Origin of the sequence: Paraurantiacibacter namhicola (assembly GCF_001687545.1) — a bacterium.
Classification (GTDB): Bacteria; Pseudomonadota; Alphaproteobacteria; order Sphingomonadales; family Sphingomonadaceae; genus Paraurantiacibacter; species Paraurantiacibacter namhicola.
The window spans coordinates 1,039,955-1,055,828 of sequence record NZ_CP016545.1 but is presented as its reverse complement, the minus strand read 5'-3'; the positions used below and the strand labels follow the sequence as shown (position 1 = coordinate 1,055,828).

Annotated in this window: 14 protein-coding genes; 2 read left to right on the top strand and 12 right to left on the bottom strand. The window is 64.4% G+C overall.

The genetic code is table 11. The annotated features are described in order from the left end of the window. Positions 1–45: 45 nt before the first annotated feature. The gene (locus A6F65_RS05085) at positions 46–564 is read right to left on the bottom strand and encodes a hypothetical protein (protein ID WP_157093062.1); all 519 of its coding nucleotides are present in this window, start codon (positions 562–564) and stop codon (positions 46–48) included. A 5-nt stretch (positions 565–569) separates the two neighbouring features. Next, positions 570–2,069 (bottom strand): CoA-acylating methylmalonate-semialdehyde dehydrogenase, encoded by a 1,500-nt coding sequence (locus tag A6F65_RS05080; RefSeq protein ID WP_067786518.1) that lies wholly within the window; start codon positions 2,067–2,069, stop codon positions 570–572. A gap of 184 nt (positions 2,070–2,253) precedes the next feature. Between A6F65_RS05080 and A6F65_RS05075 the strand changes: the two genes are divergently transcribed. Together A6F65_RS05075 and A6F65_RS05070 are read left to right on the top strand one after the other, a co-directional pair. Next, entirely contained in the window at positions 2,254–3,429 is a 1,176-nt protein-coding gene (locus tag A6F65_RS05075) for an acyl-CoA dehydrogenase (protein WP_067790094.1), read from the top strand. After that, positions 3,429–4,553 (top strand): CaiB/BaiF CoA transferase family protein, encoded by a 1,125-nt coding sequence (locus tag A6F65_RS05070; RefSeq protein ID WP_067786516.1) that lies wholly within the window; start codon positions 3,429–3,431, stop codon positions 4,551–4,553. Before A6F65_RS05075 ends, A6F65_RS05070 begins: the two co-directional genes overlap by 1 nt. Before the next feature lie 6 nt (positions 4,554–4,559). Here A6F65_RS05070 and A6F65_RS05065 read toward each other — a convergent pair whose 3' ends face one another. The 10 genes from A6F65_RS05065 to A6F65_RS05020 form a co-directional block, all read right to left on the bottom strand. Then, the gene (locus A6F65_RS05065) at positions 4,560–5,798 is read right to left on the bottom strand and encodes an alginate lyase family protein (RefSeq protein ID WP_083989242.1); all 1,239 of its coding nucleotides are present in this window, start codon (positions 5,796–5,798) and stop codon (positions 4,560–4,562) included. Further along, entirely contained in the window at positions 5,785–6,801 is a 1,017-nt protein-coding gene (locus tag A6F65_RS05060) for a sugar kinase (protein ID WP_237164889.1), read from the bottom strand. Before A6F65_RS05060 ends, A6F65_RS05065 begins: the two co-directional genes overlap by 14 nt. Continuing rightward, positions 6,798–7,571: a 2-dehydro-3-deoxy-D-gluconate 5-dehydrogenase KduD gene (gene kduD / locus A6F65_RS05055; protein ID WP_067786510.1), complete on the bottom strand. Its 774-nt coding sequence runs from the start codon at positions 7,569–7,571 to the stop codon at positions 6,798–6,800. Before kduD ends, A6F65_RS05060 begins: the two co-directional genes overlap by 4 nt. A gap of 2 nt (positions 7,572–7,573) precedes the next feature. After that, the gene (locus A6F65_RS05050) at positions 7,574–8,206 is read right to left on the bottom strand and encodes an RpiB/LacA/LacB family sugar-phosphate isomerase (protein WP_067786508.1); all 633 of its coding nucleotides are present in this window, start codon (positions 8,204–8,206) and stop codon (positions 7,574–7,576) included. A gap of 149 nt (positions 8,207–8,355) precedes the next feature. Continuing rightward, positions 8,356–9,393: a LacI family DNA-binding transcriptional regulator gene (locus tag A6F65_RS05045; protein ID WP_067786506.1), complete on the bottom strand. Its 1,038-nt coding sequence runs from the start codon at positions 9,391–9,393 to the stop codon at positions 8,356–8,358. A 70-nt stretch (positions 9,394–9,463) separates the two neighbouring features. After that, positions 9,464–10,747, bottom strand: coding sequence for a TRAP transporter large permease (locus A6F65_RS05040; RefSeq protein WP_067786504.1), 1,284 nt, complete (start codon positions 10,745–10,747; stop codon positions 9,464–9,466). Beyond that, a complete protein-coding gene (locus tag A6F65_RS05035) occupies positions 10,747–11,202 on the bottom strand; it encodes a TRAP transporter small permease (protein WP_067786502.1) in 456 nt (151 codons plus the stop codon). Before A6F65_RS05035 ends, A6F65_RS05040 begins: the two co-directional genes overlap by 1 nt. Before the next feature lies 1 nt (position 11,203). Then, on the bottom strand, positions 11,204–12,199 hold the full coding sequence (locus tag A6F65_RS05030; RefSeq protein ID WP_067786500.1) for a TRAP transporter substrate-binding protein: 996 nt from the start codon (positions 12,197–12,199) through the stop codon (positions 11,204–11,206). An 11-nt stretch (positions 12,200–12,210) separates the two neighbouring features. After that, positions 12,211–12,993, bottom strand: a complete 783-nt coding sequence (locus A6F65_RS05025) for a 2-keto-4-pentenoate hydratase (RefSeq protein ID WP_067786498.1) — start codon at positions 12,991–12,993, stop codon at positions 12,211–12,213. Positions 12,994–13,001: 8 nt separating this feature from the next. Beyond that, on the bottom strand, positions 13,002–15,854 hold the full coding sequence (locus tag A6F65_RS05020; RefSeq protein ID WP_169817007.1) for a TonB-dependent receptor: 2,853 nt from the start codon (positions 15,852–15,854) through the stop codon (positions 13,002–13,004). Between the last annotated feature and the right edge of the window lie 20 nt (positions 15,855–15,874).

Here is a 15,874-nt window from a genome sequence, read left to right as displayed (position 1 = left end):
CCAAGCCTAATTGGCGATCTCGCGAAAGGCAAAGTGGCGGTTTTCTCAGCCTTGCGGGCAGCGCTTGCGGGGATAGTCGTCCGTCAGGTTTTCCTTGGTCGCATCCGTGACAAACAAGCGATCTCCGTTTTCCGACAATTGCAGGCGGGTGCTCTGGAACCACTCTTCGCCCTCACCGCTCATGGCGAGATCGACGATGGCGGCATCGCCGTCCTGGCCGGTCGACGTTACCTGCCCGTCGGACTCGTAGAAGCGGACTTCGCGGGCCGAGATGTCCATCCGCATGTCCGAGGCCGGGTCGCACGTTCCCTCGATGTAATCCCACACGCCGCGGAAACGAGCCGGGATCTCACCCTTCGCAAGGTCCGGATCGGTGATGGCATCGTCTGCCACGCCGTCGGCAGCCTGCTCCGCCAGCAATTCCGGCAGCGGGGTCGCGCCATCTCCGATGCCGCCATCGGGCTCTACCGGCATCATGGTCTCTGACGGAGTGGGCTCTGGCGAGTCGCCGGATTGGCAGGCGACAAGCGCAAGCGACGACATCGCAATCAGAAGAACCTTCATCGCATTCACCCCATCGTCGGAATCACGAAGGCATTGCTGCCATCGCCGCCGCCATCGGGCCAGCGCTGCGTCACCTTCTTGGTCTTGGTCCAGAAGCGCAGGCCTTCCTGGCCGTACTGGTCGATGTCGCCGAAGCCGCTGCGCTTCCAGCCGCCGAAGCTGTGATAGCTGACAGGCACGGGGATCGGCACGTTGATGCCAACCATGCCCACATTCACCCGGTGCGCGAATTCACGCGCGGCGTGACCGTTGCGGGTGAAGATGGCGACGCCGTTGCCATACTGGTGCTCGCTGGGCAAGCGCACGGCCTCCTCGAAATCCTTCGCGCGCACGATCTGCAGCACGGGCCCGAAGATTTCTTCCTTGTAGCTTTCCATGTCGGTAGTGACTCGGTCCAGCAGCGTCGGGCCGACGAAGAAGCCGTCCTCATGCCCCTGCAGGGTGAAGCCGCGCCCGTCGATCACGACTTCGGCGCCCTCCTTTTCGGCCGTGTCGATCCAGCCCTCCACGCGCGCCTTGTGCTCGGGCGTCACGACCGGGCCGTAATGCGCCTCGGGATCGTTCGACACGCCAACGCGCAGGGCATTGATCGCGGGGATCAGCTTCTCGCGCAGCTTGTCGGCGGTATCCTCGCCCACCGGGACGACCACGGGCAGCGCCATGCAGCGTTCCCCGGCAGAGCCGAAAGCTGCCCCGGCAAGGTCGTTCACAACCTGGTCCAGATCGGCATCCGGCATGACGATGCCGTGGTTCTTGGCCCCGCCGAAGGCCTGCACGCGCTTGCCGTTATCGACCCCGCGCGAATAGATGTACTGCGCGATATCGCTGCTGCCGACGAAGCTGATCGCGGCGATGTCGCGGTGGTCCAGGATGGCATCGACCATCTCCTTGTCGCCGTGGACAACCTGTAGCAGCCCCTCCGGCGCGCCAGCTTCCAGGAACAGCTCTGCCAGGCGCACCGGCACGCTGGGATCGCGCTCCGAAGGCTTCAGGATGAAGGCGTTGCCCGCCGCAATCGCCATGCCGAACATCCACATCGGGATCATGGCCGGGAAGTTGAACGGCGTGATGCCAGCGCCGATGCCCAGCGGCTGGCGCATGGAATAGACATCGATGCCCGGGCCTGCGCCGTTCGTATACTCACCCTTCAGCGCCTGCGGGATGCCGCAGGCATATTCGATGACTTCCAGCCCGCGCTGCACATCGCCATGCGCATCGTCCACCACCTTGCCGTGTTCGGAGCTGAGCAGCTCTGCCAGCTCCTGCTTGTGCGCTTCCACCAGCCGCTTGAATTCGAACATCACGCGGGCGCGGCGCTGCGGGTTGGTGGCGGCCCATTCCGGCTGCACTTCCTTGGCCTTGGCAATTGCGCGGTCCAGCAGGGCGGCATCGCCCAGCGGCACTTCCGCCTGCACTTCGCCGGTCGAGGGGTTCCAGATCTTGTGCGTGCGGCCGCTGCCGGCACCGCCCGCCCCGCCCGAAATGAAATGGTCGACCTGCCGCATGCGAAATCCTTTCGACTGAAACTATCTTGGCAAATCACCTGCCCACCTGCGCTGCCGATTGCAAGCGCACCCGGTCAATGCACCGCGCGCACGCGAAGTTTCGCATTTCCCGCCAACGCGGCATTGGCCTTGGCCGCGCGGCACGCTAGGGGCGGTTTCAAAGGAGACTATATCGATGGCAGGCATGGTGCCTTTCGACTGGGCCGATCCACTGAACCTGGAAGACCAGCTGGGCGAAGAAGAGCGGATGATCCGCGATTCCGCACACGCGTTCGCGCAGGACACGCTGCAATCGCGCGTGATCGAGGACTTCGCGAACGAGGTCGATGCGCGCGAATTGTTCCCCGCGATGGGAGAGGCCGGCATGCTGGGCGTCACCATCCCCGAGGAATTCGGCGGATCGGGCGCAAGCTATGTCGCCTATGGCCTCGTCGCGCGCGAGATCGAGCGGGTGGACAGCGGATACCGCTCCATGGCCAGCGTCCAGTCCAGCCTCGTGATGTATCCCATCCACGCCTATGGTTCGGACGAACAGCACCGCAAATACCTGCCCGGCCTCGCCTCGGGTGAGCTGATCGGCTGCTTCGGCCTGACCGAACCGGACGCGGGCAGCGATCCCGCCGGCATGCGCACCGTCGCGAAGAAGGATGGCGATGGCTATTCCATCAGCGGCGCGAAGACCTGGATCTCCAACTCCCCCTTCGCGGACGTCTTCGTGGTCTGGGCCAAGTCCGAAGCGCATGGCGGCAAGGTCCGCGGCTTCGTGCTGGAAAAGGGCATGAAGGGGCTGGAAGCGCCCAAGATCGAAGGCAAGCTGTCGCTGCGCGCCAGCACCACCGGCATGATCCAAATGGACGAGGTCAAGGTGGGCGCGGATGCGCTGCTGCCCAATGTCGAGGGCATGAAGGGCCCGTTCGGCTGCCTCAACCGTGCCCGTTACGGCATCAGCTGGGGCAGCATGGGCGCGGCCGAATTCTGCTACCACGCGGCGCGGCAATACGGGCTCGACCGGCACCAGTTCGAAGTGCCGCTGGCCTCCAAGCAGCTGTACCAGTTGAAGCTGGCCGACATGGCAACCGAGATCTCGCTCGGCCTGCAGGCATCCTTGCGCGTCGGGCGGCTGATGGATGCCGGCAATTTCGCGCCGGAGATGATCTCCATCGTGAAGCGCAACAATGTCGGCAAGGCGCTGAACATCGCCCGCGCGGCGCGCGACATGCATGGCGGCAACGGCATTTCGGGCGAATACCAGGTGATGCGCCACATGCTGAACCTGGAAACGGTCAACACCTATGAAGGCACGCACGATGTGCACGCCCTGATCCTGGGCCGCGCCATCACGGGGATCGCCGCCTTCTGATGCCGACGGACGCGCCGCCCCTTGCCGGCCTGAAGGTCGTGGAGCTGGCGCGTATCCTGGCAGGGCCATGGGCCGGACAGGTGTTGGCGGACCTTGGGGCAGAGGTCATCAAGGTCGAAAGCCCGGACGGTGACGACACCCGCCGCTGGGGCCCGCCCTTCATCACCAATCCCGATGGGTCCGAGGACGCGGCCTATTTCCACGCGGCCAATCGCGGGAAGACCAGCGAAGTGGTCGATTTTGGCACGCCGGAAGGCCAGGCCCGCGTGCGCGAGCTGATCGCGGATGCGGACGTGGTGATCGAGAACTTCAAGGTCGGCGGCCTCGCCAAATATGGCCTCGATTACGCCAGCCTGGCCCAGCTCAACCCGCGCCTCGTCTATTGCTCCATTACCGGCTTCGGACAGGACGGGCCGTATGCGGGCCGCGCGGGATATGATTTCATCATCCAGGGCATGTCCGGCATCATGGATTTGACGGGCGATCCGGCGGGCGCGCCGCAGAAGATCGGCGTTGCCTATGCCGACATACTGACCGGCCTTTACGCCGTGATCGGCATCCAGGCCGCTTTGGCAGAGCGGGAGGTCAGCGGGCGCGGGCAGCAGGTCGACATGGCGCTGCTGGACGTGATGGTCGGCACGCTGGCCAACCAGGCGATGAATTACCTCGCCAGCGGCAAGGCACCCACGCGGCTGGGCAATGCGCACCCCAATATCGCGCCTTACGAGGCCTTTGCCTGCGATGATGGCTGGCTGATCCTCGCCGTAGGGAATGACCGGCAATTCCAGCGCTTCTGCGAAGTGGCAGACATTACGCCGCGCGCCGAATGGGCGAGCAATGCGAGCCGCGTGGAGCACCGCGCAGCGCTGAGCCAGACCATCGCCGATGCGCTTGCAAGCTGGAAGCGCGCCGACCTGCTCACCGCTCTGGAATCTGCAAATGTCCCGGCGGGGCCGATCAACAATGTGGCAGAGGCGCTGGCCGATCCGCAGGTCCGCCACCGGGCGATGCAGCTGGAGATGGAGCGCGGCGACGGAGCCGGCGTTCCCGGCATCGGCCTGCCAATCCGCTTCTCGCGCTCCGGCTTGGCCGCCCCGAAGCCTTCGCCGCCCAAGGGCGGCTAAGCCGGCTTAGGGGAGCTCGTCCGGAACATCCGCAACCGCCCCGCGACCGAACAGCAGGGCGACTTCCGCCCTCGCGCTGTTGATCCGGTCGAAGCGGCCCCGCGCAAGGTCTGTATCCTGGAACGGCCAGCCGGTGGCATTGGCGTCGTAGCGCTGGAGGAAGGCCCAGGCATCGTCCAGCCCGCGCCCGTCCTCGGTCGTGGCCGACCATAAATCCAGCCCCACGCATTCGCCGATAGTGGCCAGCTTCGCTGCGCCTTCGACCACGAAGTGCGAATAATGCCAGCTGCGCGTGCGCTTCAGCTCGCTGATGAAGCGACCCTGCTTGTCCATCTGCTGGCCGATCCGGTATTCCGGGAAGGCCGTCACGATATTGGTGGCGACCCCCGGATCGCCCGCGAACAGGCCGAAATGCGACAACAGGAAATCGTAGAACACGCCGTGATTGTTTGTGGCGCGCATTTCCTGCTCGCCATTCTCGCTGGTCGCCATCCAGATCGCCAGATCCCTGAACCAGCCACGGAGCCCGGCGCGCAGGTTCTTGTCGAAAGCTGCGGAGGGCGCGAGGACGCCGAACGATTCCACCATGGTGGAGAAATCCATCGCCTCGATAATGCCGTATCCGCGCCCATCGACCTTGCCAGGCACACCCTGCGCGAAATTCAGGTTCGGGTTCATCCGCGTGGCCGGATCAATGAAGAACGTGCGCGCCAGCATCGCGCCATGCTCGGCAAACCGCTCGTCGCCCGTGATGTAGAAAGCGAGCGCCAGGTCTTCCATTGCGTTTGCGAGGTTGCGGATGCGGCTGCGGTCGAATTCCGGGCCGTCGCGTTCCGGGTTCACCTCCCCATCGCGGCGCACGTAGGGCAGCCCGTCCTTCTTCTTGGGATCCGGCCACCAATAGGGGCCGATGCTGGCATAATCATTGGCCGAGGCGCCGGGCGGCAACTTTGGCTTGTCCGTTACGCTGATGGGCCCGACCTCCAGCGCCTTCTCACCATCGCGCACGATCTTGCCGCGTACCTTTTCATCGGCCTGCGCGCGGGCCGCCATGCCTTCCAGCCAGACCGGCCGCCACAGGAAGGTGCGACGCCCGTCGAAATCCTGCGCATAGCCTTGCACGCCTCGGCATTGCGCCACGCCTTCCGCAGGCTCGAAAGCCGGGACCGTTTGCGCGCTCGCTGCAACAGGCTGTGCCGCCATCGCGGCGGCAGAGAACGTCAGCAAACTTTTAGCGACGGACATCCCGCGCTCCTTCCATAGCAAGATCGAGTTCGGTGCGGCTGACAGTGGTGATGTCGCCGGGCCGGTAATGCTTGATGGCGGCAAGCGCGCTGCCGCTGCGCACGGCGAGGTCCAGGTCCGCGCTGTCCGTCAGCCAGCCGTGCAGCACGCCTGCGGCAAAGGCATCGCCCGTGCCGATCCGGTCGAGGATGCCCGTCAGCCTGCGTTCCGGCGCTTCGGCACTGCTCTCTGCCGTATCGATCCGGGCGGTGATGGAATGCGTGCTAGAATCGTGGACGTGCCGCGCGGTGGAGGCGATGGCCTTGAGGTTCGGGAAGGCTTCCAGCGCGGCCAAGGCCGCCTCGCGCCGGCGTTCCGGCCCGTCGCCGGAGAATTCGGCTTCCAGCAGCAGCGCGATGTCCTTGTGATTGCCAAAGAACAGGTCGGCCATGGACACCAGCCGTCCGATCAGCGGGCGCGGGCGGCGGCTGGTCCGGGCCCACAAGGCGGGGCGGAAATTGCCGTCAAAACTTATCGCGATGCCCTTGCGGCCCGCCAGTTCGGCAAGCGCGATGGCGGCCTCTGCGCTTTCCTCGCTCACCGCCAGGTTGATGCCGGACAGGTGCAGGTGGCCCGCCCCATCCAGCGTTGCTTCCATGTCGTAGGCGCGGCGGCCGGCCATGGCGAAGGCGCTGCCCTCACGGTCATAGGTCACGCCAGCAGCGACAGGCCCGGCGGGCGGATCGTAGAAATAGGCGCCCATGCGCCCGCCATTGCGAACGATGGATGCGCAGTCGACCCCGTGGGCGCGCAGTTCGCGCAGGGCCCGGTCGCCGACGGGATTGTCCGGCACGGTGGAGACCATGCGGGCGGGATGGCCCAGGCTGGCCAGCGCCGCGGCGACATTCGCCTCCGCCCCGCCGACATGCACTTCCATCGCATCGCTGCTTGCCAGGGAGCGGCCACCCATGGGCGAGTAGCGCAGCAGGATTTCCCCAAAACAGGCGACCGAGGGACCGCTCACCGCGCCAGCCATCCGCCGTCGACGGCAAGAATGTGCCCCTGCACGTAATCGGCCGCACTGCTGGACAGGAACACTGCCGCCCCGCCGATATCCGCCGGATCGCCCCAGCGCCCTTCGGGAATGCGCTCCATGATCTGGCGGTTGCGGGTTTCATCCGCCTGCAAGGCGGCAGTATTGTTGGTGGCGATATAGCCTGGCGCAATGGCGTTCACGTTCACGCCCTTGGCCGCCCATTCATTGGCCATCAGCTTGGTCAGCCCGCCCACACCGCTCTTGCTGGCGGTATAGCTGGGTACGCGGATGCCGCCCTGGAAAGTCAGCATGCTGGCGATGTTCACGATCTTGCCCCGCGCGCCATCCTGGCTGGACCAGCCGGTCATGTGGCGTGCCACGGCCTGGCTCAGGAAGAACAGGACCTTCAGGTTGACGTCCATCACCGCATCCCAATCCTCTTCCGAGAAATCGAGTGCGTCCTCGCGCCGGATGATGCCCGCATTGTTGACCAGGATATCCACCTTGCCGAACGCGGCCACGGTCTCCTCGACGATGCGCTGGCACGGTTCGATGCTGGAGAGGTCCGCCATCACGATATGCGCGCGTACGCCCTCGGCTTCCACCAGCTGGCGCGTTTCGGAGGGATCGCGCCGGGCGACCAACGCCACGTCCGCGCCCGCTTTCGCCAGCGCAACCGCGATGCCCTGCCCGATGCCGGTATTCGCGCCGGTGACCAGCGCGGCCTTGCCCGTCAGATCGAATGCATGCGCGGCCATTCTCACAGGCTCCGCAGGTAGTCGTTGATCGCCTCGTCCTGGGAATTGGCGTAGAACAGCTCGCCGAACTTCTCGCCCGCGATCGCGCTCTTCAGCAGGTCCTGGTCCACATTCTTCAGCACCGTCAGCATGTCGTGACAGGTCTTGGATTTCAGGTCTGCCAGCACGCCGCGGTTCTTGGCCATGATGGCGGCGCGTTCCTTGGGATAGCCCACCCCGCTCTCGCCTTCGAACAGCTTGCGATAGCAATCCTGCAGGTTCAGTTCCGCCGCCCAGCCGAAGCCCTTGGCATAGGGCATGGCAATGGCATTGCCGTCATTGATCTGGGCAAACAGGAAGGCGTCTGTCGGGTCGATGATCAGGCCGCAGAACACGCCCGGCATGGCGTTTGCCGCCAGCATGGAGCCGGTGCCGGTGCCGCAGCCCGTCACGACGAAGTCCGCTGCGCCTGAATTGAGCAGGATGCCAGTCAGCAGGCCCACCATGGGGTACGTCAGCTGCGCATCGTCCTCTGCCGCATACATGCCGTAATTGTGGACTTCATGGCCCAGCTCGCCCGCCACGGAAGTCAGCGCGTCATGGATGATGCCGTTCTTGGCGGCCTGGCTGTTCTCATTGATCAGGGCAATTTTCATGGATGTCTCGCTTGCTGGACTTGTTTGGTCGACAACCGGCGGGTCTGGCAGCTGGTTGCAATGGCTTGGCTATCAGGTAACCGGTGTCATATCCTGATGCAAGGGCGTTTCAGATGGCTGTTCCAGGCGCGCTGTATGCGGCGGCGCGCTCAGGACTTCGGGGCGACCACCGATGCGCGTTCAATCAGTTCGGACGGCAGCAACCAGCGTGGGTCGGGCTCCTCCCCTGCCGGGGCAACCAGCTTGCTGGCAGCCAGGTGCGCCATGTCCACGATCGGCCAGTGCACGGTGGTCAGCGCCGGCCAGACATGGCTGGAAAGCGGCGTATCGTCGAAGCCGATGATGGACAGGTCTTCCGGGATCAGCAGGCCGTGGCGGCGGGCCGCGATCATGGCGCCGATGGCCATTTCATCATTGCTGGCGAAAATGGCGGTCGGCGGGTTTGGCAGGTCGATCAATTGCTGGCCGGCGGAGACCCCGGACTCGAACGTGTATGTCCCGGAACTTACAAGCTCCTCGTCCACGCTCAGCCCGGCGGCGGCCATCGCTTCCTCGAAGCCGGCACGCCGTTCCCGCGGGCTGGTGAAGCCCTGCGGTCCTTCGATCAGGCCGATGCGTGTATGGCCCCGGTCGATCAGGTAAGTGACCGCCTTGCGCACGGCCTCCCGGTCGTTGGAGGCGACTGCCCGGTCATCGCTGTCCAGCTTCACCGATCCCATGCGCACGAAGCGGCAGCCATGCTCCTCGCACAGGCGCGCAATGTCATCGTTCTCGGAAATCGGCGGCAACAGCACCACCCCGTAAGGCCGCTGCCGTTCCAGGAAGGCGCGGATATCGTCCACGATGGTGGGGGAGTGGCGATCCACCGGCTGCACCATCAGCCCGAACTCGCTATCCTTGATTGCGCTCAGGATCCCCTGCTGCACCTTTACCAGGAACTGCGCATTGGGATTGTCATGGATTGCCGCGACGATGAAATTGCGGCGCAGCGCCAGCGCGCGCGCCTGCAGGTTCGGGACATATCCGATTTCGCGGATCACGCCTTCGACATGCTTGCGCGTCTTCTCGCTCAGCAAGGGCGATTTGTTGATGACCCGGCTGACGGTCTTTTTCGACACCTCGGCAATGCGCGCGACGTCGTTAATGGTGGGGCTACCCCTGCCGTTCGTACCGTTCGGGCCGTTCATTCCTGTCCTATCGGCGCAAAACGCACCGCTGTGCAAGTCTCGGCTCGTCGCGGCGCCTTTTGACAGAAGATCAGGCGGGGAAAGCGCGCGGCAAGGCCAGCGAAAGGTCCGGCCAGAATGTCACCAGCACCAGCGCCGCGATCAGCGTCAGGTAGAACGGCCAGATCGTGCGCACCAGCTCCGGTATCGCGATATTGCCAACAGCGGACCCGACAAACAGGACGGAGCCGACCGGGGGCGTCACCAGACCGATGCCCAGGTTCAGCATCAGGATGATCCCGAAATGCACCGGGTCCACGCCGGTCGCCATGGCCACTGGCAGGAAGATCGGCGTGCAGATCACGATCAGCGGGGCCATGTCCATGAAAGTGCCCAGCACCAGCAGCATGACGTTGATGATTAGCAGCGTCAGGATGGGATTGTCCGTCATCAGCCCGATCAGTGCTGCCAGCTCCGCCGGCACCTCCAGCAGCGCAAGCGCGAAGCCGAAGGCCGTGGCGGCAGCGATGATGAACAGCACCATGCTGGCCGTCCGGACGGATTTCTGCGCCGCTTCGAAAAAGCCCTTCAGGCCCAGCGAACGATAGACCAGCGCGCCCACCAGCACCGTGTAGATCACCGCGATGGCGGAGCTTTCGGTGGCGGTGAAGATGCCGGACAGGATGCCGCCCATGATGATGACGCCGGTCATCACGCCGGGAATCGCATAGACCAGCGCGCGGAAGAACGCCCGCCAGCCGGGGAATGTGCCGGTGGGCAGGTTGCGTTTGCGGGCCACCAGCCATGCGGTCACCATCAACATAAAGCCGGTCAGAAGGCCGGGCACGATCCCCGCCAGGAACAGGTCACCGATGGATACGCCGATGCCCGAAGCGGCGGCGTAGATGATCATGTTGTGCGAGGGCGGGATCAGCAGGCCGACCACCGCCGCAGTGACGGTGACATTGACGGAGTAATCGCGGTCGTAGCCCTTCTCGTCCATCAGCGGGACCATGGTGGAGCCGATGGCGGAGGCGCTGGCGATGGCGGAACCCGATACGGCACCAAACATCATGCTCGCGCCGACATCGACGAGGCCGAGCCCGCCGCGCACGCGCCCGAAGGCAGCATCGGCCACGCGGACCAGCCGGTCCGCAATCCCTGCGCGGTACATCAGGTCGCCCGCAAAGATGAAGAACGGTATTGCCATCAGCGTGAAGATACTGATGCCCGCCGCCATGCGCTGCACCGCCACGATCAGCGGGATGTCGATGACCGCGAAAACCGCCAGTGCCGCGCCGAACAGGGCAAAGGCCACCGGCACGCCCAGCGCGAGGAGCAGGAAGAGGACTGCGAAGAGGACCAGGATCTCCATCAGGTCTTCTCCGTCCAGCGCTTGTGTATCCGCCCCAGCGAGAACAGCACCATCAGCGCGCCCGCCAGCATCAGCGGGACATACGCCCAGCTACGGCTGAGCCCGAGCGAAGGGATGACATTGTCGTGCACCAGCCAGGCCAGCATTCCGCCATAGACCGCGATGGCGAGGCTCAGCAGCGCAATCAGGGCATGGATGGCAATCCGCAGCTTGCGCACATTGGCGGCCTGCATGCGGTGTTCGAGGATTTCGATGCGGATATGGAACCGCTCCCACACGCCGGCCGCAGCGGCAAAGAACACATACCATACCATCAGCAGCAGCGCGGTCTGTTCGGACCATGACGGGCTGGAATCGAGCACGAAGCGCCCGAACACCTGCCATCCGATCACGGCCGTCATGGCAATCAGGCCAAGGGCGGCCAGATTGATCAGCATCGTTGAGATACGCTGCATCTCAGCCCCCCTGCCTGTTTGCCAGGATGGCATCGACCAGGCGGCGCTGGTCCGGCGTGGTGATGAACTCGGCCCACATGCCCTTCATCCGGTCGGTGAATGCTGCCGGGTCCACCTCGTTCACTTCCACGCCCGATGCCATGATGACCTCCTGGCTGCGGGCGACCTGCGCATCCCACAGCTGGCGCATGATCGGCACGCTGTCCTTGGCGGACTGGCGCACGATGGCCTGCTCCTCAGGCGACAGCTTGTCCCAGCTCTGCTTGCTCATCACGAAGACTTCGGGCGCCAGCAGGTGGCGGGTCAGGCTGTAGAAGCGCGCCACTTCGAAATGGCGGCCCTGCTCGAAACTGGGCCAGTTGTTTTCCGCCCCGTCGATCACGCCTTGCGCCAGCGACTGGTAAACTTCGTCCAGCGGCATGGGCACGGCATCCGCGCCCAGCGACTTCACCATGGCCACGAACAGGTCCGACCCGGGGACGCGGAGCTTCAGCCCCTTCATGTCCTCCGGAGTGCGGATGGGCCCGCGCGTGTTGTAGAAGCTGCGCGCACCGGAATCGTAAAAGCACAGGCCGATCAAATTGTGCTGCTCCAGGCTAGCGAGGATCTCCTCGCCAATCGGCCCGTCCAGCGTGCTGCGCATGTGCTGCGTGCTCTCGAAGATGAAGGGCAGCGCGGCCACCGTGGTCAGCGGCTCGATGGAATTGAGCGGCGCTAGGTTGACGCGGTTGAAGTCGATCCCGCCAAAGCTCGTGATCTCCAGCGTGTCGCGCTCATTGCCCAGCTGCCCGCCGGCATACATGCTGAGGCCGAACTTGCCGCCGGACCGCTCCGTCAGCATCTCGCCGAAGCGCACGACGGCCTGCACCGTGGGGTAATCCAGCGGGTGGGTGTCGCAGGCGGTGAAATTGTCGCCGAGCCGCATCGAGCATGCCCCGGCCAGCGCGGCGCTGCCGGCAATCGCCATGCGGCGGGTAACATGTGGGCCGTTTGTCATATGCTTGGCGCTCAGTCCGCGCCAGCTGCGTCGACGAGCTCTATCTTCAGGCTTCCCAGCCCCATGAACTCGATCTCGCCGACGGCACCCACAGGGCATTCATGCACGCCCGTCAGCGCTCCGCATGACACCAGCGTGCCGGGCACGAGGGGGATGCGGCGCGATGCCAGGTTCTCGCGCAGGAAATTTGCCGATCGTTCCACGCCTTCGCGCACGCTGGCGACAGTCGTGCGGCCGATTTCCTGCCCGTCGATCACCGTCACCACTTCGATATCCGTCAAGCCGCGCCAGTCTTGCACCTCTGCCCCCACCAGCAGGCCGTTGTTGTTGCCGAAATCGCTGATGATTGCACCTGGCCCGTAATCGTTGAGGTCGGGAACGGGGCTGCTGGCGATTTCCGCGCCGATATACAGCCGGTCATCCTCGCCATCGTCGCCGATGCGCAGGACAAACTCCGCCTCGATGGCGGCGAAGCCCCCGGCATAGACCGGCATTTTTGAAACAGCGCCGTCCTGCGTGAAGCGACGCGCGCTTTCAAAGATCGGGCCGACCAGCCAGTCCGCCGGATAGGCCTCTCGCCGCGCGGGCGGAATACCGCCGACCTTCCAGCCGACGACATTGCCCGCCCAGGCGGCCAGTGACTGCGATTGCAGGGCATAGGCCTCCGCAAGCGTGGCCGGCACGGAGCCGGGAAACCCGGGCAAGGCGCGGGCATTGCGCCTCGCCCGGATCAACTTGGCCGACACCTCGCGGTGTTCGGCCGGGAGAATTCCATCGCTTGCTATATCGGCCACTCCCACGATCAGAACCGGGCTCGCAGCCCGACGAAATACCGCGTGCCCGAATAGCTTGCCTCGGCGAGGCTGTCGCGCGTCGGGCGGTACAGCAATGCGGGTTCGTCGGTCAGGTTAAGCGCCTGGAAGCGCAGCTGCACGCCATCCAGCAGGTTCAGGCTGGCGGAGAAGTCCAGGAAGCCTTCCGGCCCGCCATAGCGGTTCGCGGCACTGCGGAACGGCTTGTAGTATTGCGAACGCCACTTGTAAGCGAGGCGCGCCGTGAACGGGCCATTTTCATAGAACAGCTGCCCGTTGAAGGAATGGCGCGAATAGCCCGGGATGTTCGCCGGACGGGTGAAGTCGGCCAGCGGCTGGCCGTTCTGCACGGTCGGGTCCGGGAATTCGAAGTCGGAGTCCGCGAAGTTGTACGCCACCTGGAAGCCCAGCCCGTCGAGCCCGGCGGGCAGGTAATCCATGGTGTGGTTGAAGGCGACTTCGAAGCCGAAGAGGCTGCTTTCCCGATCGGAATTCACCGTCCGGCCGATCGTCACCGGGGTCGCGGTGCCGTTCACATCCAGCGAGATGGTGCTGATATCGGTGTCGAAGCCGGTCTGCAGGCGCTTGTAGTAAATCGCCACCGCCACGGAATCGGTCGGCGATGCATACCATTCGTAGGAGAAGTCCACGTTCCAGCTGTCGAGCGGCTCCAGGAAGGGGTTGCCGCTGGCGCTGACTGCATCGCCCACATTCACTACCTCGTCGTCGCTGAAAGTCAGCGCCGCGCTCATCGCCTCCGGATCGGGGCGGGCGATGGCCTTGTATGCGGCAAAGCGCATCAGCATGTCGTCCCGGATTTCCAGCGTCAGGTTTGCACTCGGCAGGTAATTCCAGAAGGAATTGCGCTCGATATTCTCCGTGGTCGGGCCAGTCGGGACCAGCTCCACCGTTCCGGCTGTCGCACCCGGAATGGTCACGATGGCAGAGCTGATACCGAGCGATTCGATCTCCGTTCGGATCACGCGGACACCAATATTGCCGTATGCCGGTATGTCCCCGATCGAAGTCGAGAAGTTCGCCTGCACGTAACCGGCATAAGTCGTCTCGGTCACATCGGCATCGTCGGGCGAAAGCGTGGAGCCCATCGGCAGGCCGGCATCGTCACTGCCGGTCAGCGCGCGGAACAGGGCATTGGGCTCCCAATATGCGAATGTCAGGCCGCACATCTGGCTGTCGGACCCGCAATACAGGTCTTCCACGATGAACTCGCTCTCGCGCGCGGCGATTGCCTCTGCGCTGTCATAGCCATTTACCAGCGCGACCGTCGCGTCGATGCCGTCATCGCGAACACGGCGACGCTCGCCGAAGCGGAAGCCCGCCTGCATGGAGGTGAAGAAGCCGTCCATCTCGTACTGGCCATCCAGCCGTACCGCGAAGATATCGTCGTCGATATTCTCGAGGCGGCGACGGGCACGCGCGCCATTGTCGTACAGATCATGGTTGTCGAGATCGAACAGCAGGCCGGTATCGCTTTCGACGCGCGCCACATTGTCGAAGGTCAGGTTCGGGATGGTCGTACCGCGCGTATCGACCGTGAAGAACACGCGCTGGTTCGTGCGAATGCGCATGTCCTTTTCGTCCTGCCGGCGCTCGGTCTGCGAATAGGAGACATCGGCGGCGATAGTCAGGCGGTCACCGCTCCATGCGATATTGCCGCCCAGGCCCAGGTAGGTTTCTTCGCGCTGGCGCCACACGCTCTGGTTTTCCAGCCGCGTCTCGCCGCGCCATGCCAGCAACGCGCCGGTCGGGGATATCTCGATGGGCTCGATATCGCGGCGACCATCGGCGATCACAAGATTGCCGCGCTCCTCGACATCGTTGCGATAGGAATATTGCGCATCCAGATTGATATCGAGGCTGGAAGTCGGCTTCCACTGCAGCGTGCCGATCACCGCATCGCGGTCCGCCTGGGTGGCCATCGCGCGGTAGATATACTGGTTCGACACGAAATAGGTGTTCGCAGCGCCAGTCGGGTTGCCCGCCGCATCGGTGCGGAAGTTGCAATTGTTGGAATTGTCCACGCCTTCGATCGTGTTGCACGGCCGGTACGTGGAGCTGGAGGTGTAGAAATCTTCCGGCGCCGTGTCGCGGCGGATCTGGCCGCCGATGGCGATGCCAAGCTCTCCGTCACCAAGCTGGAACTGATCGACATAGCTTCCGGTGATCCGGTAATTGAAAGGCTCGCCGTCGCGCACCTTGTCCTCGTAAGGCGAATAGCCGCCGAGGAACTGCAGCTGCAGGCGGCGCTTACCGTAATCCAGCGGGCGCAGGGTCTGCAATTCGATGATGCCGGACACGCCGCCTTCGATGAAACTGGCCTGCTGCGTCTTGTAGATGACGGCGCCATTGATCAGCTCGCTGGGGAACTGGCCATAATTGACGTCGCGCCCGTCACTGCCGGACGAAATCTCGCGCCCGTTGAGATAGCTTGCGCCAAGGAACGCGCCGAGGCCGCGCACGGACAGTTCGGAGGAGCCGCCCTTGAAGCGGTCGGATGTGACGCCCACGACCCGCTCCAGCGTCTCCGCCACGGAAAGGTCGGGAAGGTCGCCGATCTCATCGCCCACGATGGCATCGCCGATCACGGGAAGGGCGCGCTTCGCATCCAGGGAATTCTCGATTGTCCGGCTGATTTCACCGGTCACGACGATTTCATCGCCTTCCGATACAGGCGGCAAGTCGACCGCATCGGGCTCACCGACGTCCTGCGCCAGCGCAGCGCCGTGCGGGGCAATGGCGATGGCAGAGGCCAGCAGCGCGGCCTTCATGAATGCGTGGGTGCTGCGCGCGGGGCGCATCTCATCTGTAGATTGCTGAAGCATGTTTCCTCCCAAAAGGTGTC

Bases quoted from the DNA above. Each gene is read 5' to 3' on its own strand.
- A6F65_RS05085 (WP_157093062.1), bottom strand. From the start codon at position 564: ATGAAGGTTCTTCTGATTGCGATGTCGTCGCTTGCGCTTGTCGCCTGC.
- A6F65_RS05080 (WP_067786518.1), bottom strand. From the start codon at position 2,069: ATGCGGCAGGTCGACCATTTCATTTCGGGCGGGGCGGGCGGTGCCGGC.
- A6F65_RS05075 (WP_067790094.1), top strand. From the start codon at position 2,254: ATGGTGCCTTTCGACTGGGCCGATCCACTGAACCTGGAAGACCAGCTG.
- A6F65_RS05070 (WP_067786516.1), top strand. From the start codon at position 3,429: ATGCCGACGGACGCGCCGCCCCTTGCCGGCCTGAAGGTCGTGGAGCTG.
- A6F65_RS05065 (WP_083989242.1), bottom strand. From the start codon at position 5,798: ATGTCCGTCGCTAAAAGTTTGCTGACGTTCTCTGCCGCCGCGATGGCG.
- kduD (WP_067786510.1), bottom strand. From the start codon at position 7,571: ATGGCCGCGCATGCATTCGATCTGACGGGCAAGGCCGCGCTGGTCACC.
- A6F65_RS05050 (WP_067786508.1), bottom strand. From the start codon at position 8,206: ATGAAAATTGCCCTGATCAATGAGAACAGCCAGGCCGCCAAGAACGGC.
- A6F65_RS05045 (WP_067786506.1), bottom strand. From the start codon at position 9,393: ATGAACGGCCCGAACGGTACGAACGGCAGGGGTAGCCCCACCATTAAC.
- A6F65_RS05040 (WP_067786504.1), bottom strand. From the start codon at position 10,747: ATGGAGATCCTGGTCCTCTTCGCAGTCCTCTTCCTGCTCCTCGCGCTG.
- A6F65_RS05035 (WP_067786502.1), bottom strand. From the start codon at position 11,202: ATGCAGCGTATCTCAACGATGCTGATCAATCTGGCCGCCCTTGGCCTG.
- A6F65_RS05030 (WP_067786500.1), bottom strand. From the start codon at position 12,199: ATGACAAACGGCCCACATGTTACCCGCCGCATGGCGATTGCCGGCAGC.
- A6F65_RS05020 (WP_169817007.1), bottom strand. From the start codon at position 15,854: ATGCTTCAGCAATCTACAGATGAGATGCGCCCCGCGCGCAGCACCCAC.